Here is a 23,684-nt window from a genome sequence, read left to right on the forward strand (position 1 = left end):
CAACACTTATGGACACCATGACCCCACAAGACACATTGACTCAATGGATGGAACAAAGCGCCGCGGTGCGCGCCCGCATGGAAGGCGGCGGCGGCAGGCCGGGCCTGGCACGGCCCGAAGAGGTGGCCGGCAAAACCGGCATGGAAGTCATGAGCGCCATGCTGGCCGGCAAGCTGCCCTACCCCCACATCGCCGACACGCTGGATTTCGCGCTCATCGAGGTCGAACCCGGCAAGGCCGTGTTCCAGGGTACGCCGCAGCTCAAGCACTACAACCCGCTGGGCACGGTGCACGGCGGCTGGTACGCCACGATGCTGGATTCCGCCGTGGGCTGCGCCGTGCACACCATGATGCCCGCGGGCCGGGCCTACACCACGGCCGAACTGAGCATCAACATCGTGCGCGCCGCCTCGCACAAGACCGGGCCGCTGCGCGCCATAGGCACGGTGATCCACTGCGGCCGCCAGCTGGCCACCGCCGAGGGCCGCATCGTGGGCCCGGACGGCAAGCTGTATGCGCATGCGACCACGACCTGCCTGGTGTTTGAGGTGACTCAGAAATAGCACCAGCGAAGTGCGCGCCGGGCCAGGCCGGGCGGATTGAAAACAGGGCGCGATATCCGACGTGCCTTCAGTCACGGCCCGGTCTCAGGCAGGCAATGGCCGCGCATGACAGAAGAAGTGCGCAGACACCGTAAATCCATTCAGCCGGCGCGACCGGTAACAACAGGCCGGCAAGCACGGGGCCAATGCCCGCGCCCATGTCGCGCCAGACCGAGCGTGTGGCGAGGGCTTGTATGCGTCCGGGTCCCGGTGTACGAAGAGCCACAAGCGCCGGCAATAGCGGCAACAGCAAGGCACGCAAAATCACGATAACCAGTGCACACGTCCACAGCCAGCCGAAGCCAAAACCCACAAAGGCCGCGGAGGTCAGCACGGAAAGCGCCACCAGCAGAACCTCGATGCCGTATTTCTCGGCCATGCGGCCGCCGGCAGAACCCAGGAGAATTTCCGCCAGGTAGCGCACCGACAGCAGCAGGCCTGCCACGATGACCGGATTGCCCGGCAAGAGGTCACGGCCCAGATAAGACAAACCGATGATGAACAGGCCGTCCAGCACCAGGCCTTCAATGAACGACCAGGTATCGAGGCTGCCCGGGAACCTGGCCCTTTTTGTTGCCGGCGGCTCGCCATGGGGGATGGTCGGGAGCTGCCGCGTGACCAGCAGCCCGGCCACCGCGACAGCCGCGAACACAAAAAATATGACTCTTGGGCCAAACCAGAGCGCACACGCACCGCCCAAAGGCAATGCAAGCATGGGCCCCAAGGCCGTAAACGCACGGGATCGCCCCGCCCGGCGCGCGGCACCCGCCGGTTCGGCGGTGGCCAAGGCCTGTGTGGCCAGGTTCAGCGCGGCAAAAGCCAGGCCCCACAGAAGCCGCAAGAGCAGCAAAGCGACAAATCCCGTGAATGTGGCGTAACCCAGCGCGCATACCGCGGCCGCCATCACCGCCAGGGAGCAGGTGAGCCTCTCGCCCTTACGGGCATAAAACTTCGCCACCATCCCGTAACCGGCAATGCGCACGAGGCGGTTCGCGGCCAGGAGAATGCCCGCTTCGGGCAAGGTGACGCCAAACGCGGGCGCGAACATCGGCAAGAGCAGGTAGAGCACCGTGTCTCCCGGAAGTGACAGCCCGAGCGCCATGGCGGCATGGCGTGAGTTGCGGTCCGGGTCAGAGGCAATGGGCTGTTTCATGGACCGCATGGTGCGCGACGCCACCGCTCCCGACAAACGATATTCGTGCGCAATACGTGTGAGAAAATGACACGCATGTCGCCCCGCTTACCTCCGTTGAATGCGGTCCGTGCTTTCGCGGCGGCGGCGCGGCATCTGAGCTTCACCCGTGCGGCCCTTGAATTGCACGTCACGCACGGCGCCATCAGTCGCCAGATCAAGACGCTGGAAGCTTTTCTGGGCGTGGACCTGTTCGAACGAAAAACCCGGCAAGTCCACCTCACGGCGGCCGGCCATCAGTTCCATGCGCAGGCCGGACCCGCGCTCGATCAAATTGGCGAAGCGGCCCAATCGCTCAGGGCGCGGGCACCATCGCGCGCAGTGAGGGTCAACGTCAGGCCTACTTTCGCCGTGCGCTGGCTGATTCCGAGGCTGCCGGGGTTCGTGGCAAAGCACCCGGACATCGAACTGCAGATGATGACCAGCACGCTGGCGCCGGATCAGGCGCCTGAGGCATTCGATCTTGCCATCCGGCGGAGCACCAAGGGATGGCCGCAGGCGATGCCGATTCGCCCATTCCTGGAGGACGAGGTCCTTGTCGTTGGATCTCCCGCATTGTTCGCCCATCGTCCCGTCACCGATCCGCAATCTTTGGCGTCCCATGTCTTGCTGCTGTCGAAATCGCGCGGCAACGATTGGAGCAACTGGAAAAAGCACGTGAATGCGCCTGGGCTGGAACCCGCCAGCTGCCTGCAGTTCGAGCACCTGCATTTTGTCCTTCAGGCAGCCGTCGACGGGCTGGGTTTCGCGCTGGCGCCGACCACCTTGATCGCCCATGACATCGCTTCGGGACGGTTGACCTGCCCTTTGCCCGAGTTGCGGATGGCGCTGAGCCGCCACTACTTTGGCCTCGCACCGGGTGCAACACCCGAGACGGAATGCTTTGTGCAATGGCTCATGGAAGAGATGAAAACCGCACGATAGGCCCAGCAAGCCCGCCGCTTGTTCCCTGCGTCTTTGACCTCAGGCTGCGAGCCACGACGTTCCAATGGCGCAGATCCGCGGGCTGCTGGAGATCGAACTGAGGCAAATGCCGGGGGAAACGGAGGTCCCAGCCTGCTCCAACCCAAGAACAACATCATTCTTCAGGTATGCCGCTTCCCAATTCACAACCCGGATCCCAACAACACCCCATGAATACACCTGCATTGAGCGCCGCCATTTACATTCGCCACCCCGCCCTTGCCGATGAGCGCGCATTTCTTTCCACGGTACGCGCCAGCCGCAGGCTTCATCATCCATGGACGGCTCCGCCCGACACACCGATCCTGTTTCGCGCCTACATCGAACGCATGGGCTTGCCGGCCAACTGCGCTTTCCTCATCTGCCGCCGCGACACCCACGCTTTGGTGGGTGTCATCAACATCACGAATGTCGTGCTGGGCCTGTTTCGCAGCGGCTACCTCGGCTACTACGCCTTCGCGGGGCATGAGCGCCAAGGCCTCATGCGCCAGGGGCTGCGGGCCGTCGTGGGCCACGCGTTCAAGTCACTCAAGCTCCACCGCCTGGAAGCGAATATCCAGCCGGCGAACACGGCCTCCATTGCCCTGGTCGCCTCCTGCGGGTTCACGCAAGAAGGGTACTCACCGCGCTACATGAAGATAGGCGGCCGCTGGCGAGACCACGAGCGCTGGGCCATCCTGGCCTCATAGGCGCTCTGGCATCCGCCGAAAAATAAAAGCCCAAAGCGTACCAGCGCATCGATGAGGAACTAGGCAACCCCCAACGCGTTGACCGGAATCTTGAGATAGCTGACACCGTTTTCCTCAGGCGGCGGCAAGCCGCCCGCGCGGATATTGACCTGGATGGAGGGAAGAATCAGCGTGGGCACGCCGAGCGTGGCATCCCTTGCCGCGCGCATGGCCGCAAAAGCATCCTCAGAAATACCGTCACGCACGTGGATGTTGGCCTTGCGCTGCTCACCCACGGTGCTTTCCCATTGCGGCATGCGCTCGCCGGGCGGGTAGTCGTGGCAGACAAAAATCCGGGTTTGCGCCGGCAACTGCAGCAGCTTGTGGATGGAGCGGTACAACTGGCGGGCATCGCCACCCGGGAAGTCCGCGCGTGCTGTTCCCACGTCGGGCATGAAAAGCGTGTCACCCACAAACACCGCGTCACCCGCCAGGTAGGCCATGTCCGCGGGCGTGTGCCCGGGCACGTGCAGCGCGCTCATCTCCACCTCGCCTATCGCGAATGTCTCGCCGTCCTTGAACAGGTGGTCGAACTGGCTGCCGTCCGGTGCGAATAGAGGCTCCAGGTTGAAGATTTTCTTGAACGTGGACTGCACGGCGCGTATGTGTTCGCCAATGGCAATCTTGCCGCCGGTGTGCGCCTTCAGGTAATGGGCTGCCGACAGATGGTCGGCGTGTGCATGGGTTTCCAGAATCCACTCAACGTGAAGGCCTTGTTGCTCCACATAGGCCAACACATGGTCAGCCAGCTCCGTGCTGGTGCGCCCCGACTTGAAGTCATAACCAAGCACCGGGTCGATGATGGCCGCCTGCCCCGCGCCGCGATCCGCCACGACATAGGTGACAGTCCCGGTCACGGTATCAAAAAAAGCCTGGGGATTGAGCGGGGTTTGCATGGACCGGGTTCTTTCATTCAAGGCGCGCACCCCTACATTATATGTTTTTATATAATATTGAACACATCCCTGCGCATGGCCATGAAATCATCCTCTCCAGTTTTAGACACCGGGCAACTTCGCAACGCTGCCGCGCAAGCCGTGGGCGCGCTGAAGGCGCTGGCCAATGAAGACCGGCTGCTGCTGCTCTGCCAGCTCTCGCAGGGCGCGCGCTGCGTGAGCGAGCTGGAGCAGGACCTGGGCATACGCCAGCCCACCCTGTCCCAGCAGCTCAGTGTGCTGCGCAATGAAGGCATGATCACTCCGCGCCGTGAAGGCAAGAACATCTACTACAGCGTGGCCGACACCGGGACGTTGGAAATCCTGGCGCTGCTCTACCGGCTCTACTGTCCCCAAGGAGGCAAGCCATGACTCTGGACTGGAACGCCTTCACACCCTGGCCCGCGCTGGCGGGCGGCCTGCTCATAGGCCTGGCCGCGGCAATGTTCGTGCTGCTCAACGGGCGCATCGCCGGCATCAGCGGAATTCTGGGCGGGCTGCTCAAACCGGTGCGCGGCGACGCCGGCTGGCGCGTGGCTTTTGTCGCCGGGCTCATAGGCGCGCCATGGGCCTACGCCGCGTTCTCGGCCTTGCCGCGTGTGCAGGTGGATGCCGGCTATGGCGTGCTCGTCGCCGCCGGATTGCTGGTGGGCATAGGCACACGCTACGGCGCGGGTTGCACCAGCGGCCATGGCGTGTGCGGGCTTTCAAGGCTGTCGCTGCGTTCGCTGGCGGCCACGGCGGCTTTCATGGCCGCCGGTTTTGCGGTGGTGTTCCTGGTGCGCCACCTGTTCAAGTTTTAGGAGAAAGACCATGCTGATGCTCTTTTCCCTGCTGGCCGGCCTGGTGTTTGGCCTGGGCCTGATCGTCTCGGGTATGGCCAATCCGGCCAAGGTGCTGGGCTTCCTGGACCTTGCCGGCCCCTGGGACCCCTCGCTGGCCTTTGTCATGGCCGGCGCCGTCGCCGTGGGTTTCTTCGCCTTCCTTCTGGCCAAAAAAAGGCGCCTGTCGCTGCTGGGTGCCGAGATGAAGCTGCCGGCCGCGGGCCGCATCGACCGCAGGCTGGTGGCCGGCAGCCTGCTGTTCGGCGCGGGCTGGGGGCTGGCCGGATTCTGCCCAGGCCCGGGCCTCGTGGCCCTGGGCATGGGCGAACCCAAAGCCGCGGTGTTTGTACTGGCCATGCTGGCCGGCATGGCGATCTTCGAGCTGATCGAAAGGCGACGGCCGTAGCCCGCGGTGTGCAGCTACACCGCCTGGGCCAGGCACCCGATTGACTGTCCGCATGCGGACAATTGAGCCTCTTTTTTTTGGCTCGACCCCTTATTCAAGCGAAATAGGTGGGGACCCCTGTCATATCTGGCAGGGTAAAGCTTGATTCAAGCTTGCACGGCGCATAGACTGCGCGAACATCAAAAAAAGAAGTGATGCAATGACGACCTCCATGAACCACCACGCACCGGCCGCCTTTCAAGCTCTGCGCCAGCCCCTGGATGCTCCGGGGGCCATTTTTCCCAACGGGGGATACCCCTTTGTGTCACCCCAGCAGGAAAATTTCATCGAGGAAATCACGCTGTCCCATCTGGACACCGCATCAAAACTGGAAAAAGTGCAGGGCCTTCGCGACCACATCAAGCTGCCGTCCGGATGCCGCAACGAGCAGTTCTTTGAACAAGAAAAAAAAGAGACGAATTGGGTTTGGTGTTTGCGTTCGAGGTCCGTCGGGCCGTAATCGGCACCTTAAGACTGGTTCCCATGCACAAGGGACTGACCTCACTTGAAAAGCTGCTGGCGCAGAGACAATTGATCGACCCGGCAACCTGCCAAAGCAGCTGGGAAATCGGGCGCCTTGTATTAAATCCCGACTACAGGGGTGGCCCCGATCTCGTGAAGAAATGCGTATTTCTAGGCGTTTCGTATTTCGCCCAGCATACCGATGGGCAATACCTCTTTGCCTCTTGCTCGCCCGTGCTGAGCCGCCTGTACAGGCGTTTCGGGCTTTCCACCATCGTCAACAATTTGCGGGTGGATGGAACGGACGGATCGTATGTTCTGATGCGTGGACGGGTCTCGGATGTTCTGAAAGCATCGGCATGCTGATACTCAAGCTCCGGGGGCTGCTGTTATAAGGAACGGCGCTCTTTCGCATGGCACCGAAAAAACCGGCACCTGGCTCAAAGGGCTTTGTGCACCTGGGGAGTTGGAAAAAACATGGGTTGGTTCAAAAAGCTCTTTGGCTACTACGAGGCCTACCATGCGCACGGCAGGCCGCTGCTCAAATACATCGGCATCATCGGTGCGCTGACCTATGTGGTGTTTTACCTGATACGGTTCACGAAACCGAATCCCCGCCCTTACGACGATCTTGCAATCCGGCTGCCGGTTGTTGTCCTGTTTACCGTGCTGGCCTTGAGAAGCCATTGGCCCGAAAAATTTAAAAAATACTACTTTGCCTACTCTTACTGGGCACTGATTTTTTGCCTGCCGTTTGCCAATGTATTTCTGTCGCTGATGCGGCACGGAGGCATCCCGTCAATCTCCAATTGTTTTATCGCGCTGAGTTTCCTGGTCATGCTGACCGACTGGCGCAATACGATTGTCATGCTCTTGATCGGGGGAGGCGCGGCAACGCTGCTTTACACCGCCATCACGCCTCATCCGGCGGTGCCCATGGACATGGTGGCTCAACTTCCCGCGTACCTGCTGATTCTCATAGGCGGCGCGGCATTCAAGCTCTCGGAAAGGCAGATCGATGCCGAAAAGCTGCGTATTGCGAACTCTCTTGCCGGCTCGATTGCCCACGAAATGCGCAATCCACTGGGACAAGCCAGGATGAGCCTGGAAAGCATCGGGGAGATGCTGCCTGCCGCGGACACAGCCATCCCCGCCGAGCACGTTTCCCGTATGCGCCAGTACGTCGACATGGGTGAAATTGCGGTGCACAGGGGCCACCAGGTGATTGACCTGATTCTTGGGTCGCTCAAGTCCAGCGCGGTGGACCGCAGCAAGTTTGAATACCTATCCGCCGCGAAGGCGACGCAAAAAGCGGTGGACGAATACAGTTTTATTGAGCGAAACGTCCGCGATGATTCTGGCAATCTGCGCGACAGAGTCACGGTGCGTGTCGTCAAGGATTTCGTTTTTTATGGCGATGAGACTCCCTACGTTTTTGTGCTCTTTAATCTGATCAAAAACGCGCTTTATTACCTCGAGCAAAGGCCGGACGGAATCATTGTGCTGACGGTGGCCGATCACAAGGTGATCGTCAGGGACACGGGGCCCGGTATCTCCAAGGAGGTTCTGGCTCACCTGTTCGAGTCCTTCATGACTTCGGGAAAAGCCGGAGGGACGGGCCTTGGGCTCTCTTATTGCAAACGGACCATGCAAAGCTTTGGGGGTGACATCCATTGCGAGTCCGTGCAGGGCGAATTCACACAATTCACGCTCAGCTTCCCAATGGCGCCGCAAGCCGGGATAAGCAAGGCGCCCGAAACCCTGCAGGCGCCCACGCCGCCCGCCGCCAAACCTGTCATCCCCAGCGATGTGCTGGAAGGCCGAACCGTGATACTGGCCGAAGACGACGAACTGAACCGTTTGATGGTCGGCGACTGCCTGAAAAGCTGGGGCTTGACAGTGCTGGAGGCCGAAGGAGGACGCCAGGTTCTGGCCCACTTGGACAACACCCCGGGCGTCGACCTGATCTTGATGGACATGAATATGCCCGGCTTGAATGGCGTGCAAACGACACAAGCAATCCGTTCGAGGGACTGGGAACATCAGGGCATTTTTATCCTTGCGCTCAGCGGAAACTCCAATGAGCTTGATGTCAAAACCGCCCTCGGCGCGGGCATGAACGGCTACGTCCTGAAAAATGGCGACATGAAGTTGCTGCAGGGGAAAATGCTGGAGGCGCTGGCCGCAGCACAGTAGCCGGCGAAATATTCGGCACGGTGAAGCCTCTTACAGCAGGATGCCCGAGGCATACGTCGCCGTAGCCCTTGCACAGGGAGCAGCCTGCAAGGGAATCCAGGATTGGCGACAATGGGCGAACCACGACTCACCAGGCCATCGTCTTATGCGACTCCTACACACCATGCTGCGCGTTGGCAATCTCCAGCGCTCCATTGATTTTTACACCCAGGTGCTCGGCATGAAGCTGCTGCGCACCTCGGAAAACCCCGAGTACAAATACAGCCTGGCTTTTGTCGGCTATGGCAACAACCCCGAGCATGCCGAGATCGAGCTGACCTACAACTGGGGCACCGACAGCTACGACATGGGCACGGCCTTCGGCCATATCGCGCTGGGCGTGCCGGATGCCTATGCGGCCTGCGAAAAAATCAAGGCCGCGGGCGGCAATGTCACGCGCGAGGCCGGCCCTGTGAAGGGCGGCACTACCGTGATTGCCTTCGTGACGGACCCGGACGGCTACAAGATCGAATTGATCCAGCGCACTGAATACGCAACCGGCGCAGGCCTGCGTTAGGCCTTACTCACGCTGCAAACGGCAAGCCTGCTGCGCCAGCGCCGTCACCTGCGCCCAGTCGCCGCGTGCCAGCACATCGGCCGGCGTGAGCCAGGAGCCGCCCACGCAAACCACATTGGGCAGGCTTAAAAATTCCGCGGCATTGGCCGTGGAGACGCCGCCCGTGGGGCAAAAGCGCACGTCGCCGAAGGGGCCGCTCCAGGCCTTGAGCATGGCCGGGCCGCCCGCCTGCATGGCCGGGAAAAACTTCAACTCGGTCAGGCCGTCTTCCTGGGCCATCATGATTTCGCTGCCGGTGGCCACGCCGGGTAGCAGGGGCAGGCCGGCATCGCGGCAGGCCTGGCCCACGGCATGGGTGTAACCCGGGCTCACGGCAAAACGCGCGCCGGCCATGGCGCAGGCCTGGGCGTCGGCGGCGCTGCGCACCGTGCCCGCGCCGGTGACGGCCTCGGGCACGTCGCGCGCGATGGCTTCGATGCAGGCCAGGGCCTGCGGCGTGCGCAGCGTGACTTCCAGCATGCGTATGCCGCCAGCCACCAGCGCGCGCGCCAGCAACACCGCCTGTTTCACGTCGGTCAACACGATGACGGGTATCACCGGCGCATCCTGCATCACCTGCAGGGCGGTCAGCTTGTCGCCGGGTTTGATGTTCACATCCACGATAAAGCTCCTTCTTCGGCCGTCAGCGCATGGCGGCGCATGCCGGTAAACAATTCACGGCCCATGCCGACGGCATTGCCTGCGCGCAATTCGGCGGGCATGGTGTCCACGGGCCTGGCGGCCCATTCCGCCTCCGCCACCAAAACCTTGAGTTCGCCGGTGACGGCGTCGACACGGATCAGGTCGCCGTCGCGTACCTTGGCCAGCGGGCCGCCGGCGGCCGCTTCTGGCGACACGTGGATGGCCGCCGGCACCTTGCCGGAGGCGCCGCTCATACGGCCGTCGGTGACCAGCGCGACCTTGAAGCCCTTGCCCTGCAGCACGGCCAGCGGCGGCGTGAGCTTGTGCAGCTCGGGCATGCCGTTGGCCTGCGGGCCCTGCCAGCGCACCACGCAGACCACGTCGCGGTTGAGTTCACCGGCGTTAAAAGCCAGGTGCAGGGCTTCCTGCGAATCAAATACCCGGGCGGGCGCCTCGATCACATGGCGGTCGTCGGGCACAGCCGAGACTTTGATCACACTGCGGCCCAGGTTGCCCTGCAGCAGCTTGAGGCCGCCGGTGGCGCTAAAGGGTTTGGCGGGAGAACGCACGATGGTCTCGTCCTTGGAGGCTCCCACCTCGTGCCAGGCCAGGGCCGCGCCGGCCAGGGCCGGCTCGCGCGTGTATTCGCGGATGCCGCCCGCGCGCACCGTGAGCACGTCTTCATGCATGAAGCCGGCGTCCAGCAGCTCGCGAATGATCAGCCCCGGGCCGCCCGCGGCCTGGAACTGGTTCACGTCGGCGCTGCCGTTGGGGTAGACATGGGCCAGGGTGGGCACCACGTCGGAGAGGTCGGAAAAATCATTCCAGTCGATCACGATGCCGGCCGAATGCGCCACCGCCACCCAATGGATCAAATGGTTGGTGGAGCCGCCTGTGGCCAGCAGCGCGACCATGGCGTTGACGATGGCCTTCTCGTCAACGATCAGGCCTATGGGTGCAAAACGTTTGGCCTTGGTGATGCCCAGCACGGTGCGTGCCGCTTCGCGCGTGAGTTCCTCGCGCAAGGCATTCCCGGGATTCACAAAGGCGGTGCCGGGCACATGCAGGCCCATGGCTTCGAGCAGCAGCTGGTTGCTGTTGGCCGTGCCGTAGAAGGTGCAGGTGCCGGGGCTGTGGTAGGACTTGAACTCGGAATCCAGCAAGGCGTCACGGCCAACCAGGCCCTGCGCGGCCTGCTCACGCACATGGGCTTTTTCCTTGTTGGGGATGCCGGAGGTCATGGGCCCGGCCGGCACAAAGACCGTGGGCAGGTGGCCGAACTGCAGCGCGCCTATCAAGAGGCCGGGAACAATCTTGTCGCACACGCCCAGCATCAGCGCCGCGTCGAACATGTCGTGCGAGAGCGCTATCGCCGTCCCCATGGCGATCACGTCGCGGCTGAAGAGGCTGAGTTCCATGCCGCTGGTGCCTTGGGTCACGCCGTCGCACATGGCGGGTACGCCGCCGGCCACCTGGGCCGTGGCGCCCAGCTTGCGGGCTTCGTCCTTGATGAAGGCCGGGTAGGCCTGCAAAGGCGTGTGCGCCGACAACATGTCGTTGTAGGCGGTGACGATGCCGATGTTGGGTGCGCGCTGCGTCACCACCTTGAAGCGGTCGTCCAGTGGCATGCCAGCGAAGGCATGGGCCACGTTGGCACAACCCATGCGTTCCATGCCGGGGTCGCGCGTGGAAGCCGCATGCAATTGCGCGAGGTAGGCCTCGCGCGTGGGGCGGCTGCGCGCGGTGATGCGGGCCGTGATGTCTGAGACTTTGGGATGAAGGACCATGGTGGGGGCTTTATGAAGTTTGGGTGGCGGGGCACCGGGTCGCCGTAACTTTATTACTGACTCTATGGTAACGGGTTACCGGCCATTTCACGCCAATGTGGTTACGGTACGGTTACCAAACACTCTGCCCGCGAGGCGGTGCGCCGGGCGTCAGCCCCGCGCCTTTGCGCTTGTCAGCGGCCCGCTACGCCGAAGAGCACCTGACAGCTTATTGCAGCGAAATCTCGACGCGGCGCGCCTCGGCGTCGTTCCCGCCGGCCAGCTGTTCGGGTTTCTTGAGCTCGATTTGCCGCTCGGGAACGCCCGCGGCCTTGAGCGCGTCACGCACGGCCAGGGCACGCTGCCTGGCCAGGGCCGCGTTTTTGACGGCGTCGCCCGTGGCGTCATGAAAGCCCGAGATGACCAGCGTGCGGCCGCCCTTGGCCGCCTTGACCAGGTCGGTCATGGCATCCACCGCGCCGGCGGCGAGCTCGGCCTGGCCGGAAGCGAAATAAAAGCGCACCACGCCCTGCTCGACTTTCACGCTGGCGGCATCGGCCGCGGCCTGCGAAGCCTGTATCGCCTGGCTGACATCGGGAAGGATTGCGGCTGGCGGCGGTGCGGAAGCGACCGGTGCCGGAGCTTGCGCGGCGGCCGCAAGGGCGGGAACTGCGGGCGGTCCGGCGGGCTCGCCGCGATGCAGCCGATACAGGCTGATGCCTATGACCAAGGTGGTGACAAAAACAATCAGGCCCAGAACGAGCGCCAACACCAGGCCCTGCTGGCCTTCATCGTCCTGAGAAAACATTGCCCGACTCCCGTCACAAAAACTCGGCCCATTGTAAAGTGCGGCTGTGGAAAATTCAGCCAAGCAAACAGCCGCAATGGGCCTTTCCGTTTCCCGCAACCCCGACCACATGCTGGAGACCGTCCTGCGCGAATGGGGCGGCAAGGACGACCTCTGGATATTTGCCTATGCCTCGCTGATCTGGCGGCCGGAGTTCGAGCATGCGGAAGAGCGCTTCGCCACCATCCACGGCTACCACCGCGCGCTCAAGATGTGGAGCCGCGTGAACCGCGGCACACCGGAATGCCCGGGCCTGGTTTTCGGCCTGCTGCACGGCGGCAGCTGCAAGGGCATGGCTTTTCGCATCCCGCGGGCGCAGGTGGAAGGCGCCCTGCCCGCCCTGTGGAAGCGCGAGATGCCCAACGGCGTGTACGACCCCAAGTGGCTGCGCTGCCAGACCGCTGGGGGCGACCTGCGGGCGCTGGCCTTCACCTTGTCCAAGCGCAGCCCCAGCCACACCGGCGTGCTCAGCGAGGATGTTTACCGGCGAATTTTTTCAGACTCCTGCGGGCGCTACGGCACCACGCGGGAATACGCGCAGCTCACCTATGACAAGCTGAAGACCCTGGGTATCCACGACCATGCGCTGGGCAAGCTGCTGGCGCTGGTCAACACCTGAGCGGCCGCGGCCCGAACTTGCCATCGCGGGCCATGCGGCCTACAGTGGGCTTTTTTCTCACTATCCCACCAACCAACCTGTCAGGAGACAGCTTCATGAACCAGCTTCTCGCGCCGCTTGCCGCGGCCCTTGTGCTCAGCGCCTGCGCATCGACCATGAGCGGCCCGCGCGCCGTGGCCCAGCTGCAAAGCACCACCGGCAATACCGCCGCCGGCACCGTGAACTTCAGCCAGAGCGGCGACAAGGTGCTGGTCTCGGGCGAGATCCGCGGCCTCAAGCCCAATGCCGAGCACGGCTTTCATGTGCATGAAAAAGGTGATTGCTCCAGCGGCGACGGCATGAGCGCCGGCGGCCACTTCAACCCAAGCGGCCAGCCGCACGGCAGCCACTCGGACATGGCCCACCATGCCGGCGACCTGCCCAGCCTCAAGGCCGATGCCAGTGGCGTCGCAAAGTTCAGCTTTGAATCCAAGACCATTGCCATCGGCAGCGGTATGAACAACATCGTGGGCAAGGGCCTGATCGTGCACCGCGACCCGGACGACTTCAAGACCCAGCCCACCGGCAATTCCGGCCCGCGGCTGGCCTGCGCCGTCATTGCGCTGAGCTAAAAGCGCTGGGCCAGCAAGGCTTCGGCGCGCTGCAGGTCCTGCAGCGTGTCGATGTCGGTGACCGTGCCCTCATCGGCAACCTCGAGAAAGCCGACGGCATTGAGCGCGGCTTGTGCCTGGACCACCGGGGACGCACCCCGGCTCCCCGTCAACGCCAGCAAGGCATCACGGCAGGCGGCCGAAAACCCGACCGGATGGCCGCGCGCGCCCTTGAACATGGGCACCACCACCGCATGCCGAGCCAGCGCATCGGCCACCGCCAGCAGCGTGGCGGCCTGCACCAGCGGCAAATCACCCGGCAACACCAGCCAGCCCGAGGCTTCAGGTGCGGCCCGCACGGCGGCCGCGATGCTGTCGCCCATGCCGGGGTGGCCCGCGTCTTCAAGGTGCCAGGGCAGGCCGCTGGCGGCCACGGCCCCCAGCGTGCGCGCCAGCACCGGCTTGCCGGCCAGCAAGGCCTGCAGCTTGTGCGTGCCGCCGCCGGAGGCGGCAAAGCGCTCGCCCCGGCCCGAGGCCAGCACCAGCACCGTGGGCACGCCCTTTTCCATCACGCCAGTTTAAAAGGCAGCTCGCGTGGCGCCGGCTTGCCCGTGAGCTTGGCGATGGCATTGGCAAAAGCCGGAGCCAGCGGCGGCAGGCCGGGCTCGCCCAGGCCGGTGGGCGCATCGGCGCTGGGCACGATGAACACCGCCACCGTGGGCATGTCGGTGATGCGCGGCACCGGGAAGTCGCCAAAGTTGCTTTGCTCCACCACGCCGTCTTTCAGCGTGATGGCAGCGCCCGGCAGGCACATCGAAAGCCCCATGAGCGCCGCGCCCTGGATCTGCGCCTCCACGCTGGTCGGGTTGATCGCCAGGTTGCAGTGCACACCCGCGGTGATGGCGTGCAGCACCGGCGTGTTGTCCTTGACCGAGGCTTCGACCACATAGGCCACCACGGTGTTGAAGGACTCATGCACCGCCACGCCCCAGGCACGGCCGGCGGCCAGCGTGCGCTTGCCGTAGCCGGACTTGTCGACCGCCAGCTGCAGCGCAGCCGTGTGGCGCGGGTGCTTGCTGCCGAATTGCTTGAGGCGGTAAGCCACCGGGTCCTGCCCGCTGCCGCGCGCGACCTCGTCAATCAAGGTTTCCATCACGTAGGCGGTGTGCGTAGAGCCCACGCTGCGCCACCACAGCACCGGCACATTGAGCTTGGGGTGGTGCACCGACAGGCGCATCGGGATCTCGTAAGGCTCTTTCATGCCTTCGACCATGGTGCCGTCCACGCCGTCCTTGACCATGAAGGCTTCAAACGGCGAGCCGGCGAGAATGGACTGGCCGACGATGACGTGGTCCCAGCCCAGGATTTCGCCCTTTTCGTCAAAGCCGATTTCGGCGCGGTGCACATGCATGGGACGGTAGTAGCCGCCCTTGATGTCGTCCTCGCGGCTCCACAGCGTGCGCACCGCAGCCGTCAGGCCGGCGCTGCGCGCAGCTTTTGCGACGTTGCAGGCTTCGACCACGTAGTCGCTGGTCGGAATCGCGCGGCGGCCGAAACCGCCGCCGGCCATCTGCACATTCATCTTGACGTTTTGTGGCGCCACGCCGAGGGCCTTGGAAGCCGCCAAGGTGTCCAGGCCCGGCATCTGCGTGCCCAGCCAGAGCTCGGCCTTGGCGTCCGCGCCCTGGCCGCTCAGTTGCACCGTGCAATTGAGGGGTTCCATGGGCGCATGGGCCAGGTAGGGGAAGGCAAACTCGGCGCTGATCTTTTTGGGTGCCGTTGCCAGCTTGCTGATGTCGCCGTTGTACTTGAGCGCACCGGTTTTCTGCGCCAGTGAGCGGTAGCTCGCGAGCTGCTGGGCGCTGTCGACTTTCTCGACGCCGCTGCTGTCCCACTCGACCTTGAGCGCATCGCGGCCCTGCTTGGCGGCCCAATAGCCCTCAGCCACCACCGCAACGCCTTCGCCGCCGCGATCCAGCGGCATGCGCAGCACTGCCTTCACGCCGGGAACGGCCTTGGCCGCCGCGTCATCCAGCGTTTTGACCTTGCCGGCAAACACCGGCGGGTGCGCCACCACCGCCGTCAGCATGCCGGGCAGGCGCACGTCGATGCCATAGCTCTGGCCGCCGCTGGATTTGGCGCGCGCGTCCAGCCGGCCCGTGGGCTTGCCGATGATGCGGAACTGTTTCGGGTCTTTCAGCGTGACCGCCTCGGGCACCGGCTGCTTCATGGCGGCTTCGGCGAGTTCGCCATAGCTCAGGCGCTTGCCGCCGGGGCCAATCACCACACCCTGCTGGGTGCGCAGGCTGCCGGCGTCCACGCCCCATTGCGCGGCGGCAGCCGACACCAGCATGGCGCGGGTGCGCGCGCCGAGTTCGCGGTACTGCGTGTAGGAATTCTTGATCGAGCCCGAACCGCCCGTGAGGTGCATGCCGAAGGCCGGGTCCACATAGGCCGGGTCGGCATTGCCGTGCTGGCTTTTGACCAGGGCCCAGTCGGCGTCCAGCTCCTCGGCCAGGATCATGGGCAGGCCGGTCTGCACGCCCTGGCCGAAGTCGAGCCGGTTGATGGTGACGGTCACCGTGCCGTCCTTGTCGATGCGCACAAAGGCCGAGGGCTGCTGGGTCGGCTTGAGGCTGGACGCGGCGGGCGCGCCGGCCGTCGCCATGGTCTGCGCCTGCGAGAGCAGGGGAAAGGCCCCCAGCGCAAAACCGCCGGCGGTCGTGACCTTGAGGAAGCTGCGGCGCTGCAGGGCGGCGTCGGCGATGCTTTGCGCGGCGTCCTGCGCCTTGTGCATCAGGGCCTGCAGGCCTTTGGGCAACTGGCTGGCGATATCGAGGGTGTCTGTGGAATTGGAATACATGGTGTTCTCCTTCAAGCCAGGGTTTGGGCGGCGTCTTTGATGGCGGCGCGTATGCGCACATAGGTGCCGCAGCGGCAGATGTTGCCGGCCATGGCGCCGTCGATGTCGGCATCGCTGGGTTTTGCGTTGGCCTTGAGCAAGGCGGTGGCGCTCATCACCTGGCCGCTCTGGCAATAGCCGCACTGCGCCACGTCATGCTTGACCCAGGCGTCCTGCACCGCCTTGCCGACGCGGTCGCTGGCCACGGCCTCAATGGTGGTGATTTTCTGGCCGGCGGCGGCCGAGATGGGCGTGATGCACGAGCGTATGGGCGCGCCGTTGAGGTGCACGGTGCAGGCGCCACACAGCGCCGCGCCGCAGCCGAACTTGGTGCCGGTCATGCCCAGCGTGTCGCGCAGGGCCCAGAGTATGGGCGTGGACTCATCGGTGTTGACGGCGGTGTCCTTGCCGTTGATGTTGAGGGTGGGCATCGTGGAACTCCTTGAGGTTGTTGTTGGGGGGAAAGAAGCAGGAAAAACGGTCAGCGGAGAAGTGAGAAAACTACTTGTCGAATATATATTCGCTTAAAAAAGGGTTTTTATCAAAATAACTTGGCCTACTGATATCAGGGGGTATTGCCTTTTCGGGGCGGGTTCAGGCGATTCGGGCGATCAAGCCTTGATGGCGTCCCAGCACAGGCTGAAGGCCGCCTGGTGCACGGCCTCATCGTCGGGCAGCACCTGGGTGCGTATCAGGTTGGCGGTTTCCCGCACCGAACCCACGACGCTGGCCGTCAGCAAGGGCAGCGGTACGGGTTTAAAAATCTCCTGCTGCTGGCCCTCTTCCATCAGTGCCAGAAAGCTCGCCGCCAGGCGGGTCGACAGCTCGCGGTTGCCCTGCGTGAACCAGGGGGAGTTGTAGTACTGCTCCTGGAACACCACCTCGGCGTAGCGCTCCAGCCGGTGCCGCAGCAGGTTGCCCCAGATGCGGCGCACCCGGCTGCGCAAGGGGGTGCCGGGGACCACGCCGTCCATCAGGCGCAGCATGGTCGCGGTCTTGGCCTCTTCATAGAGCTGGCTGATCAGCTCATCCTTGGACGGGTAGTAAACATACAGCGTGCTGGTGGCGATGCCGGCCGTGCGGGCGATGTCGGCCATGGTCAGGCCGCTCAGGCCGGTCTGGGCCACCAGGTTGAAGGTGGCCTCGGCGATCGCGCGCTGCTTTTCGTCGTCTTTGGGCTTCATGGGGAAGCTGGGAATATAAGCGAATATTAATTCGGCAGCAAGCGCGCCCTTGGAAACGCGCCTGGCAAGGACCGGCGGCAGGCAGGGACATGGCGCCAGCGGGCACAATCAAGGGCATGAGCCAGCCCACCACCTCCATTGCCGACCTGCGCAAAAGCTATGAACGCGCCGAACTCAACGAAGACGCCTCGCAGGCGGACCCGCTCAAACAATTCGAGCAATGGCTGCAGGAAGCCATCGCCGCCGAGGTACCCGAGCCCAATGCCATGACGCTGGCCACCGTGGCCAGCAACCTGCGCCCCTCCACCCGCATCGTGCTGATCAAGGGCTATGACGAGCGCGGCATCACCTGGTTCACCAACTACGACAGCCGCAAGGGCCAGGAACTGGCCGGCAACCCCTACGCCGCGCTGCAGTTCCACTGGGTGGAGCTTGAGCGCGTGGTGCGCATAGAGGGCGTGGTCGAAAAAGTCTCCGCCGAGGAAAGCGACGCCTACTTCAACACCCGGCCGCTGGATTCACGCATAGGCGCCTGGGCCAGCCCGCAAAGCGAAGTGATTGCCGGGCGCGGCGTGCTGGTGGCCAACGCGGCCAAATACGGCGCGAAATTCTTGCTGCAACCCCCGCGCCCGCCGCACTGGGGCGGCTACCGCCTCAAGCCCGACAACTGGCAGTTCTGGCAGGGCCGCAAAAGCCGGCTGCATGACCGGCTGCGGTATACCTTGCAAGGTGATGGGGGGTGGTTGCGGGAGCGCCTGGCGCCTTAACAATGCCGCTGCGTGTCCGTGTCGAACGACCTGTTAGCCAGCATCGCGGGCCTCAACGGGAGGAGTTGATCGCGCATTCGCGAGGAGCTCTCGAGCTCTCGCCTCAAATTCCTTGAACTCACCCGGAGCGGCAAACCCGCGGTCAGGGATGTAGAGGCAGGCAACGCTCCGGTAGACGACGTAGAGGTACTCCTTTTCTCGGACGATTTCCTGAACGAGGGTCCAAGGTATACGCATCAACCCCATTCCGCCTTCGATCGAGATGCCGGCGGCGTCGAGGCGAACGATATCTGGTGAAGTATTGGATCCCCAAAGGCGCTCGACACCGCGCGCCCAGATTCGTCGGCCGGCGATGTTTACCAGAAAACTGAGCAGGAAAGCCATGCCGAAGATGCCGACGAACCATCGACCGTACGGAACGTGTCTGGCTTCGATAGCCCTCCACAAGGTGAATATCCCCAGTATGAACAACAGGGAATACGCCCCTCCCAGAACGGAGAGCGCCCACCTATGTGGCATGCGGCTCCATAGACTTCGCGTCAAGAACTGAGTGCCGGCGCTGAAGTCCGTCGCGCTATATTGAACTCGCCAAGTATCGGTCATGTGCTGGCTAACGTTTGACATGAGAGGCCCGACCCGGCTTGCCGGGGCGGGTCCTCTCGATGGAAGGGTTAGGCGTCGCTTTGCGTGCGCAGAAGGTGCCATGCATTCTGGAACTTCTCCATCTCCGCAAAGGGAACGTGTACGGCCATGTTGCTAAGCTTTCTTTGATCTCCGTCTCGCTTGGGTTTGGCATGCCAGTGTCGGAGCCAGTGCAGATATAGATGGTTGGCTGCATCGCGGGGAACGACGTAGTACGAGAGGTGCTCAAAGCCAAGCTCTCCGCCATGGGAATGCTTCAGTCCAACCCTGGTTTCTATGTTCACAAACACAACAAAGTCAGCGTCAAACTTTTCCAGTTCGAGATCGTTGTCGCCTTTGCACTGCGTGAAGTAGACGTGGTTCTTGAGGATTGGGGCGCCTGTCTTGACCTGCACCCAAAGCTTTCTTCGCGCATCGTTGGTTTCGACGATGAGATCGCTACCGGCAAAGTTGGATCGGAGACCGCCGGTGAAGTATGCAGGGATGCCATGCATCCAGCACTTGGCATAGACCGCAGCCTCACCAATCTTCCCGTGTGACTGCGACTTACGAAGATCAGGCATTTGCGACGCCTAACGTTCGAGCTGAGCCGCGCGCGAAGGCTGCCAAGGCTTGGCCGCCGTAGCGCGTCGGCTCGAGCGAGGGGTTATGCGTCACTCTTCGGCTGGCCCGAATCGGGTTCCGATGTAGGAGGTGCCGCCTCTGACATGGGAGGAAACCTAACGCGACCTGTAGTCTGAGTGATTGCGCGCCGACAGTCGCGCGCGTAGATGGGGTCGGGTTGCGCCAAGAGCGACTGGACCACGACAAACAGGTCGGGCGTGTGCACCAGGGCTGTTGATGATGTTGCCGCCGCACTGTGGCACTTCTCTGAGAACGGATCGGGTCGCTCTGATATCGGTTGGAGTCGAAATCCATTCCCGAAGAGAACAGGCTTTGCCGGAGTCGATACTGCCTCTCGCTGCAGATCCTCATGAATGTTCATAGAGAGCTGCCGCAGCTTGTCGATACTGACTGCCTTATTGTCCTTGCCTTCCGCTTCTCCAAGGAGGCGACCGTCGTCAGACTCGAACACCACATCAAACTCGGAGTCCGACTCCTTGTAGGGCGCGGCAGTGAACCCGAGCAGGCGGAGTGCTTCAATGATCGCGTTTTCGAGGGGCTTGCCCTTTTCGTACAGCAGGCCGCGATGCCGACCGGCGGCCGAAAGGCGATCCGCCGTGTCCTCCTTCTGACGCTGAGCTTCCTCGACACGCTGCTCTGCCGCAAGCAACTGAACTCGAAGTTCGGCCTCTGGGCCAAGTGTGTATGCGGGAGCCGCCGCCCACGACGGCTCAGGGGTCACCTCGGAACTTGAGCGAAGTGCCTTGTCAAGGGAAACGATTGCCGACACAAGCTGACCTGCGAACTGGCCGGCGGCAGGAGTCCAAGTCTGCTTTGCACCCTTCTCCTTCACAAAAGCCGCGTCATAGAAGTCAATGTCCGGTAGCAGAACAAGGGAGCCCGCCGACGCCTTGCTGCGGTACATCGCTCCGACGGGCTTTTCCCCTGTACGTGTGACCAAGCACGCCGGAATCTTCTCGGCGGTGAGAAGAACCTGATAGTGTGACCGCGACTCGAGCTCAGACCAGTAGGACGCCAAGACCTCGGCTCCTTTGTCAACAAGCTTCATGGAAGACCCGGTTGCCACGACCGGGGTCAAGGTCGCCGGGATGGCTTGGTAGTTAGTGTAGAGGGAAACGTGACGAGTCGTTTGGCGATTGCGGCCAGTTCCCGAGTAGGAGCGCTGCCCGGTGTCAACGAAGACCTCACGGAGTTGTGAGAGGTAGACGATCACGGTCTTCCCGGTCTCCACTGCCTGTTTGAGTTCGCGGCGCCAGTGCTCGCAACACTCTTTCAGGCTGAATGAAGTGCTGTCGTCAAGACTCGGCTTACCTTGGTAGTAGTCGGTGACGTAAGACAGAAAGTCACCAATCTCTGGCTTAAACAGAACGATGTCCCAGTCCAGAAGCGAGAGCTTCGATCGGAAGCTTGCGTACTGAGTGTCGCCTGAGGCAAGTTCAAGGCCGACGGTGACGATTCGCTTAGCGCTCATTGGGTGGACGGCGTCTCCTGTGACGCATAACTTTGATATATCCCGCAAAACTGCGAAATAACATGGCCTACAGTCAGATAACACCGCCGAGTTTTGCTGAAAAAATGTTTGAAAGCACTAGGCTTAACTCGATATTCTGTATAAATGAACAGGGATATTCAACTTGGCAAAGTCGCCGCACCTGCATTGCAGCTCACCCCCGTTGCTTGATCAGGTGCGTGAGCGCATTCGGTACATGCACTATAGCCTTCAAACCGAGAAAGCTTATTTGTATGGGTTCGCTTCTTCATACATTGGCACGGCCGAAGCGGCCAAATGCGGCATCCACACGACATGGGCACGAAGGAGATAGCTCGCGTGCGGCGGTCCTCAATCCTTTATGAGAAGTAAAAGACCTTTTGCCACATGTTGAGAACCGAGCACGGAAAGATGAGGTCAAGCGCGTTGAGGCTGCTGGGACTAGCCTCACTTATCCTGGCATTCCATAGAGTTCAGGCGTCACCTTGAAAATCCGACAAGCGGTGCGTATTTGCTTTCCGCTATCAGGTGTGATCAATTCAATTGCTCAATGCGCTGATGCTCCACTGCTTCCAGATGCTCTGGACTGACCAAGCCCGGTGCGATTTCCGCAAGCGGCACCAGTACAAACGCCCGCTGCATCATGCGCGGGTGCGGCACCGTGAGGCGGGCTGAGTCAATGCGGGCGCTGCCGTACAGCAGCAAGTCAAGATCCAGTGTGCGTGGTGCATTCGGGTACGGCCTTTCGCGGCCCGCAGCTTGCTCTATGTGTTGCAGGCTTTGCAGCAATGCGGGAGCGCTCAGGCCAGTTTCAACTTCCACCACCGCGTTGAGGTAGTCGCCGCCGAGCGGGGCGGAGTCAATCGCTGAAGGCTGATCGCCGCCTGACACGAGCGGCGCGGTTTTGTAGATGCTCGAGGCCTTCACCAATTGGGTCTGCGGCAACTGTGCAATCGCTTTGGCAGCCAGCCGCAAGGCGGCCGCCGCATCCCCCAGATTGGCGCCCAGCGCGATGTAGGCGCTGACGGTCGCCATGGCTCAGGACTGTGCGTCGCCGCCGGGGGCGCCACCATCGGCGGCCGCGGCCCCGGCACCGCCCGCGCGGGGCTTGCGGCGGCGGCGGCGCTTTTTGGCGGGAGGCATGTCGCCCTGCGCGTCTGTGCCCATGCGCTCTTCATCATCCGCGCCTTGGTCATCTGGATCGCGGTCTTCCTGGTTGCGCGGGGCGAGAGGGGCTGGGGCATCGGGGCGTTTCACGCGAACCCGCGGCGCCTGCGGCTTGCTTTGCAGCTCGCGGCGCGCTTCCTCGATCATGGCGTGGCGTTCGTCGTCGTAGGCGGTGCTGAATTTTTCCCACCACTCGGCCAGCTCCATGTCGATCTCGCCGGTCTGCGCGCGCAGGCGCAGGAAGTCGAAGCCGGCGCGGAAACGCGGCTGGTCCAGCAGCGAATAGGGGGCGCTGCCCGTGCGCTTTTCAAAACGCGGCTGCATGGTCCAGATCTCGCGCATGTCGGTGCCCAGCTTGCCGCGGCCCGAGACGTCGCCGATCTTGGCGTTGAAGGCATCGTCGATCGCATCCTGCAGCGCGGGCATGAGGTGTTCGCCGCGCTTTTTGCGCTGCTCCCAGCCCTCGCGCACGTCGGACCACAGCACGCAGGACAGCAGGAAGCTGGGCGCCACCGGCTTGCCTTCGCCGACGCGGCGGTCGGTGTCCTGCAAAGCGAGCTTCAGGAAGGGTTCGTCGGCGTTTTCGACCACCACGTCGAGCAGCGGGTAGATGCCGGTGCCCAGGCCCAGGAACTTGAGCTGCGCGATGCTGGCCAGCGCGTGGCCGGTCTGCAGCAGCTTGAGCATTTCGTCGAAGAGGCGCGACTGCGGCACGTCGGCCAGCAGGCCCTTCATCTCGCGCAGCGGGGCCACGGTCTTGTCTTCAAACTTGAAGCCCAGCGCGCTGAGCTTGGCCGCAAAACGCACGGCGCGGATGATGCGCACCGGGTCTTCGCGGTAGCGCACGGCCGGGTTGCCTATCATGCGGATGATCTTCTTCTTGGCGTCCTTGATGCCGTTGTGGTAATCGACCACCACCTGCGTTTCAGGGTCGTAGTACATCGCGTTGATGGTGAAGTCGCGGCGCGCGGCGTCCTGCTCGATAGGGCCCCAGACGTTGTCGCGCAGCACCCGGCCGGAGGCATCGACCGCGTGCTTCATGCCGGCGAGTTCGCTCTTGCTGGTGCGCTCGTTGCCGCCGACCTGTTCGGCCAGGCTGCTGTCCAGGTGGGCGCGGAAGGTCGATACCTCGATGACTTCATGCTCGCGCCCGCGGCCGTAGATGACGTGCACGATGCGAAAGCGCCGGCCTATGATGAAAGCGCGGCGGAACAGCGACTTGACCTGCTCGGGCGTGGCGTCGGTGGCGACGTCGAAGTCCTTGGGGCGCAGGCCCACCAGCAGGTCGCGCACCGCGCCGCCGACGATGTAGGCCTCATAGCCGGCATCCTTGAGGGTGCGCACCACGTCCATGGCGCGGTCGTCCACCAGCTTGACGTCGATGCCGTGTTCCTTGACGCCTACATCCTGGCGCTGGCCGAAGGGGGATTTTTTGACCCGCTTGGCACCGGGCTCCGCGCTGTCCGATTTGCCGAACAGCTTGTCGATAAATTTTTTGATCAT

Annotated in this window: 27 protein-coding genes; 13 read left to right on the plus strand and 14 right to left on the minus strand. The window is 63.0% G+C overall.

The window, feature by feature from the left end; translation table 11 throughout:
* Nucleotides 1–17: 17 nt before the first annotated feature.
* Entirely contained in the window at nt 18–563 is a 546-nt protein-coding gene (locus tag ACEN9P_RS03310) for a PaaI family thioesterase (protein WP_495621073.1), read from the plus strand.
* Nucleotides 564–630: 67 nt separating this feature from the next.
* Here ACEN9P_RS03310 and ACEN9P_RS03315 read toward each other — a convergent pair whose 3' ends face one another.
* Entirely contained in the window at nt 631–1,764 is a 1,134-nt protein-coding gene (locus ACEN9P_RS03315) for an MFS transporter (protein WP_495622131.1), read from the minus strand.
* A 66-nt stretch (nt 1,765–1,830) separates the two neighbouring features.
* Between ACEN9P_RS03315 and gcvA the strand changes: the two genes are divergently transcribed.
* Both gcvA and ACEN9P_RS03325 read left to right on the plus strand, forming a co-directional pair.
* Nucleotides 1,831–2,718 carry a transcriptional regulator GcvA gene (gene gcvA / locus ACEN9P_RS03320; RefSeq protein WP_495622132.1) on the plus strand — a complete coding sequence of 296 codons (888 nt, stop codon included), beginning with the start codon at nt 1,831–1,833 and terminating at the stop codon, nt 2,716–2,718.
* Between the two features lie 209 nt (nt 2,719–2,927).
* Complete coding sequence (locus tag ACEN9P_RS03325) at nt 2,928–3,446, plus strand: GNAT family N-acetyltransferase (protein ID WP_495621074.1); 519 nt, start codon at nt 2,928–2,930, stop codon at nt 3,444–3,446.
* Nucleotides 3,447–3,505: 59 nt separating this feature from the next.
* On the opposite strand, the gene ACEN9P_RS03330 is transcribed toward ACEN9P_RS03325, so the two are convergent.
* The gene (locus ACEN9P_RS03330) at nt 3,506–4,381 is read right to left on the minus strand and encodes an MBL fold metallo-hydrolase (RefSeq protein ID WP_495621075.1); all 876 of its coding nucleotides are present in this window, start codon (nt 4,379–4,381) and stop codon (nt 3,506–3,508) included.
* Nucleotides 4,382–4,462: 81 nt separating this feature from the next.
* Here ACEN9P_RS03330 and ACEN9P_RS03335 point away from each other — a divergent pair, with 81 nt between their 5' ends.
* The 7 genes from ACEN9P_RS03335 to gloA all read left to right on the plus strand — a co-directional run bounded on the left by ACEN9P_RS03335 (nt 4,463) and on the right by gloA (nt 8,903).
* A complete protein-coding gene (locus ACEN9P_RS03335) occupies nt 4,463–4,792 on the plus strand; it encodes an ArsR/SmtB family transcription factor (RefSeq protein ID WP_495621076.1) in 330 nt (109 codons plus the stop codon).
* The gene (locus tag ACEN9P_RS03340) at nt 4,789–5,223 is read left to right on the plus strand and encodes a YeeE/YedE family protein (RefSeq protein ID WP_477661858.1); all 435 of its coding nucleotides are present in this window, start codon (nt 4,789–4,791) and stop codon (nt 5,221–5,223) included. The genes ACEN9P_RS03335 and ACEN9P_RS03340 overlap by 4 nt, the downstream gene beginning before the upstream one ends.
* A 10-nt stretch (nt 5,224–5,233) precedes the next feature.
* On the plus strand, nt 5,234–5,650 hold the full coding sequence (locus ACEN9P_RS03345; protein WP_495621077.1) for a DUF6691 family protein: 417 nt from the start codon (nt 5,234–5,236) through the stop codon (nt 5,648–5,650).
* Between the two features lie 199 nt (nt 5,651–5,849).
* Nucleotides 5,850–6,149: a hypothetical protein gene (locus ACEN9P_RS03350; RefSeq protein ID WP_477661860.1), complete on the plus strand. Its 300-nt coding sequence runs from the start codon at nt 5,850–5,852 to the stop codon at nt 6,147–6,149.
* Between the two features lie 23 nt (nt 6,150–6,172).
* The gene (locus ACEN9P_RS03355) at nt 6,173–6,517 is read left to right on the plus strand and encodes an N-acetyltransferase (protein WP_477661861.1); all 345 of its coding nucleotides are present in this window, start codon (nt 6,173–6,175) and stop codon (nt 6,515–6,517) included.
* Nucleotides 6,518–6,628: 111 nt separating this feature from the next.
* Nucleotides 6,629–8,347, plus strand: coding sequence for a hybrid sensor histidine kinase/response regulator (locus ACEN9P_RS03360; protein WP_495621078.1), 1,719 nt, complete (start codon nt 6,629–6,631; stop codon nt 8,345–8,347).
* Nucleotides 8,348–8,492: 145 nt separating this feature from the next.
* A complete protein-coding gene (gene gloA, locus ACEN9P_RS03365) occupies nt 8,493–8,903 on the plus strand; it encodes a lactoylglutathione lyase (RefSeq protein WP_495621079.1) in 411 nt (136 codons plus the stop codon).
* Nucleotides 8,904–8,906: 3 nt separating this feature from the next.
* Here gloA and eda read toward each other — a convergent pair whose 3' ends face one another.
* The 3 genes from eda to ACEN9P_RS03380 form a co-directional block, all read right to left on the minus strand.
* Nucleotides 8,907–9,515 (minus strand): bifunctional 4-hydroxy-2-oxoglutarate aldolase/2-dehydro-3-deoxy-phosphogluconate aldolase, encoded by a 609-nt coding sequence (gene eda / locus ACEN9P_RS03370; RefSeq protein ID WP_074577766.1) that lies wholly within the window; start codon nt 9,513–9,515, stop codon nt 8,907–8,909.
* Nucleotides 9,516–9,553: 38 nt separating this feature from the next.
* Nucleotides 9,554–11,371 (minus strand): phosphogluconate dehydratase, encoded by a 1,818-nt coding sequence (gene edd, locus ACEN9P_RS03375; protein ID WP_495621080.1) that lies wholly within the window; start codon nt 11,369–11,371, stop codon nt 9,554–9,556.
* Between the two features lie 208 nt (nt 11,372–11,579).
* Nucleotides 11,580–12,158, minus strand: a complete 579-nt coding sequence (locus ACEN9P_RS03380) for an OmpA family protein (RefSeq protein ID WP_495621081.1) — start codon at nt 12,156–12,158, stop codon at nt 11,580–11,582.
* A 76-nt stretch (nt 12,159–12,234) separates the two neighbouring features.
* Here ACEN9P_RS03380 and ACEN9P_RS03385 point away from each other — a divergent pair, with 76 nt between their 5' ends.
* On the plus strand, nt 12,235–12,816 hold the full coding sequence (locus tag ACEN9P_RS03385; protein ID WP_477661865.1) for a gamma-glutamylcyclotransferase: 582 nt from the start codon (nt 12,235–12,237) through the stop codon (nt 12,814–12,816).
* 95 nt (nt 12,817–12,911) lie between these two features.
* Nucleotides 12,912–13,427 carry a superoxide dismutase family protein gene (locus ACEN9P_RS03390; RefSeq protein WP_477661866.1) on the plus strand — a complete coding sequence of 172 codons (516 nt, stop codon included), beginning with the start codon at nt 12,912–12,914 and terminating at the stop codon, nt 13,425–13,427.
* Here the strand turns inward: ACEN9P_RS03390 and ACEN9P_RS03395 are convergent.
* The 4 genes from ACEN9P_RS03395 to ACEN9P_RS03410 all read right to left on the minus strand — a co-directional run bounded on the left by ACEN9P_RS03395 (nt 13,424) and on the right by ACEN9P_RS03410 (nt 17,492).
* A complete protein-coding gene (locus ACEN9P_RS03395; RefSeq protein WP_495621082.1) occupies nt 13,424–13,975 on the minus strand; it encodes a nucleotidyltransferase family protein in 552 nt (183 codons plus the stop codon). The two genes, ACEN9P_RS03390 and ACEN9P_RS03395, sit on opposite strands and share 4 nt — an antisense overlap.
* A complete protein-coding gene (locus tag ACEN9P_RS03400; RefSeq protein ID WP_495621083.1) occupies nt 13,975–16,269 on the minus strand; it encodes a xanthine dehydrogenase family protein molybdopterin-binding subunit in 2,295 nt (764 codons plus the stop codon). Before ACEN9P_RS03400 ends, ACEN9P_RS03395 begins: the two co-directional genes overlap by 1 nt.
* 11 nt (nt 16,270–16,280) lie before the next feature.
* On the minus strand, nt 16,281–16,739 hold the full coding sequence (locus tag ACEN9P_RS03405) for a (2Fe-2S)-binding protein (protein ID WP_495621084.1): 459 nt from the start codon (nt 16,737–16,739) through the stop codon (nt 16,281–16,283).
* A gap of 180 nt (nt 16,740–16,919) precedes the next feature.
* Entirely contained in the window at nt 16,920–17,492 is a 573-nt protein-coding gene (locus ACEN9P_RS03410) for a TetR/AcrR family transcriptional regulator (protein ID WP_413325987.1), read from the minus strand.
* A gap of 116 nt (nt 17,493–17,608) precedes the next feature.
* Between ACEN9P_RS03410 and pdxH the strand changes: the two genes are divergently transcribed.
* The gene (gene pdxH, locus ACEN9P_RS03415) at nt 17,609–18,259 is read left to right on the plus strand and encodes a pyridoxamine 5'-phosphate oxidase (protein WP_495621085.1); all 651 of its coding nucleotides are present in this window, start codon (nt 17,609–17,611) and stop codon (nt 18,257–18,259) included.
* A 33-nt stretch (nt 18,260–18,292) separates the two neighbouring features.
* Here pdxH and ACEN9P_RS03420 read toward each other — a convergent pair whose 3' ends face one another.
* The 5 genes from ACEN9P_RS03420 to pcnB form a co-directional block, all read right to left on the minus strand.
* Nucleotides 18,293–18,643, minus strand: a complete 351-nt coding sequence (locus tag ACEN9P_RS03420; RefSeq protein WP_495621086.1) for a YcxB family protein — start codon at nt 18,641–18,643, stop codon at nt 18,293–18,295.
* A 287-nt stretch (nt 18,644–18,930) separates the two neighbouring features.
* Nucleotides 18,931–19,464 carry a hypothetical protein gene (locus tag ACEN9P_RS03425; RefSeq protein ID WP_495621087.1) on the minus strand — a complete coding sequence of 178 codons (534 nt, stop codon included), beginning with the start codon at nt 19,462–19,464 and terminating at the stop codon, nt 18,931–18,933.
* A gap of 83 nt (nt 19,465–19,547) precedes the next feature.
* Entirely contained in the window at nt 19,548–20,996 is a 1,449-nt protein-coding gene (locus ACEN9P_RS03430) for a hypothetical protein (RefSeq protein ID WP_495621088.1), read from the minus strand.
* Between the two features lie 552 nt (nt 20,997–21,548).
* Nucleotides 21,549–22,049, minus strand: coding sequence for a 2-amino-4-hydroxy-6-hydroxymethyldihydropteridine diphosphokinase (gene folK, locus ACEN9P_RS03435; RefSeq protein ID WP_495621089.1), 501 nt, complete (start codon nt 22,047–22,049; stop codon nt 21,549–21,551).
* Nucleotides 22,050–22,052: 3 nt separating this feature from the next.
* A complete protein-coding gene (gene pcnB, locus ACEN9P_RS03440; RefSeq protein ID WP_477661872.1) occupies nt 22,053–23,684 on the minus strand; it encodes a polynucleotide adenylyltransferase PcnB in 1,632 nt (543 codons plus the stop codon).

This window comes from Polaromonas sp. Polasp52, from assembly GCF_059491565.1.

Coding starts and splice junctions, on each gene's coding strand:
- eda (WP_074577766.1), bottom strand. CDS start 9,515: ATGCAGGATGCGCCGGTGATACCCGTCATCGTGTTGACCGACGTGAAA.
- ACEN9P_RS03330 (WP_495621075.1), bottom strand. CDS start 4,381: ATGCAAACCCCGCTCAATCCCCAGGCTTTTTTTGATACCGTGACCGGG.
- edd (WP_495621080.1), bottom strand. CDS start 11,371: ATGGTCCTTCATCCCAAAGTCTCAGACATCACGGCCCGCATCACCGCG.
- ACEN9P_RS03345 (WP_495621077.1), top strand. CDS start 5,234: ATGCTGATGCTCTTTTCCCTGCTGGCCGGCCTGGTGTTTGGCCTGGGC.
- ACEN9P_RS03310 (WP_495621073.1), top strand. CDS start 18: ATGACCCCACAAGACACATTGACTCAATGGATGGAACAAAGCGCCGCG.
- ACEN9P_RS03335 (WP_495621076.1), top strand. CDS start 4,463: ATGAAATCATCCTCTCCAGTTTTAGACACCGGGCAACTTCGCAACGCT.
- ACEN9P_RS03405 (WP_495621084.1), bottom strand. CDS start 16,739: ATGCCCACCCTCAACATCAACGGCAAGGACACCGCCGTCAACACCGAT.
- gcvA (WP_495622132.1), top strand. CDS start 1,831: ATGTCGCCCCGCTTACCTCCGTTGAATGCGGTCCGTGCTTTCGCGGCG.
- ACEN9P_RS03350 (WP_477661860.1), top strand. CDS start 5,850: ATGACGACCTCCATGAACCACCACGCACCGGCCGCCTTTCAAGCTCTG.
- ACEN9P_RS03420 (WP_495621086.1), bottom strand. CDS start 18,643: ATGGCTTTCCTGCTCAGTTTTCTGGTAAACATCGCCGGCCGACGAATC.
- gloA (WP_495621079.1), top strand. CDS start 8,493: ATGCGACTCCTACACACCATGCTGCGCGTTGGCAATCTCCAGCGCTCC.
- ACEN9P_RS03410 (WP_413325987.1), bottom strand. CDS start 17,492: ATGAAGCCCAAAGACGACGAAAAGCAGCGCGCGATCGCCGAGGCCACC.
- ACEN9P_RS03355 (WP_477661861.1), top strand. CDS start 6,173: ATGCACAAGGGACTGACCTCACTTGAAAAGCTGCTGGCGCAGAGACAA.
- ACEN9P_RS03385 (WP_477661865.1), top strand. CDS start 12,235: ATGGGCCTTTCCGTTTCCCGCAACCCCGACCACATGCTGGAGACCGTC.
- pdxH (WP_495621085.1), top strand. CDS start 17,609: ATGAGCCAGCCCACCACCTCCATTGCCGACCTGCGCAAAAGCTATGAA.
- ACEN9P_RS03395 (WP_495621082.1), bottom strand. CDS start 13,975: ATGGAAAAGGGCGTGCCCACGGTGCTGGTGCTGGCCTCGGGCCGGGGC.
- ACEN9P_RS03360 (WP_495621078.1), top strand. CDS start 6,629: ATGGGTTGGTTCAAAAAGCTCTTTGGCTACTACGAGGCCTACCATGCG.
- ACEN9P_RS03315 (WP_495622131.1), bottom strand. CDS start 1,764: ATGCGGTCCATGAAACAGCCCATTGCCTCTGACCCGGACCGCAACTCA.
- ACEN9P_RS03400 (WP_495621083.1), bottom strand. CDS start 16,269: ATGTATTCCAATTCCACAGACACCCTCGATATCGCCAGCCAGTTGCCC.
- ACEN9P_RS03380 (WP_495621081.1), bottom strand. CDS start 12,158: ATGTTTTCTCAGGACGATGAAGGCCAGCAGGGCCTGGTGTTGGCGCTC.
- ACEN9P_RS03340 (WP_477661858.1), top strand. CDS start 4,789: ATGACTCTGGACTGGAACGCCTTCACACCCTGGCCCGCGCTGGCGGGC.
- folK (WP_495621089.1), bottom strand. CDS start 22,049: ATGGCGACCGTCAGCGCCTACATCGCGCTGGGCGCCAATCTGGGGGAT.
- ACEN9P_RS03425 (WP_495621087.1), bottom strand. CDS start 19,464: ATGCCTGATCTTCGTAAGTCGCAGTCACACGGGAAGATTGGTGAGGCT.
- ACEN9P_RS03430 (WP_495621088.1), bottom strand. CDS start 20,996: ATGAGCGCTAAGCGAATCGTCACCGTCGGCCTTGAACTTGCCTCAGGC.
- pcnB (WP_477661872.1), bottom strand. CDS start 23,684: ATGATCAAAAAATTTATCGACAAGCTGTTCGGCAAATCGGACAGCGCG.
- ACEN9P_RS03390 (WP_477661866.1), top strand. CDS start 12,912: ATGAACCAGCTTCTCGCGCCGCTTGCCGCGGCCCTTGTGCTCAGCGCC.
- ACEN9P_RS03325 (WP_495621074.1), top strand. CDS start 2,928: ATGAATACACCTGCATTGAGCGCCGCCATTTACATTCGCCACCCCGCC.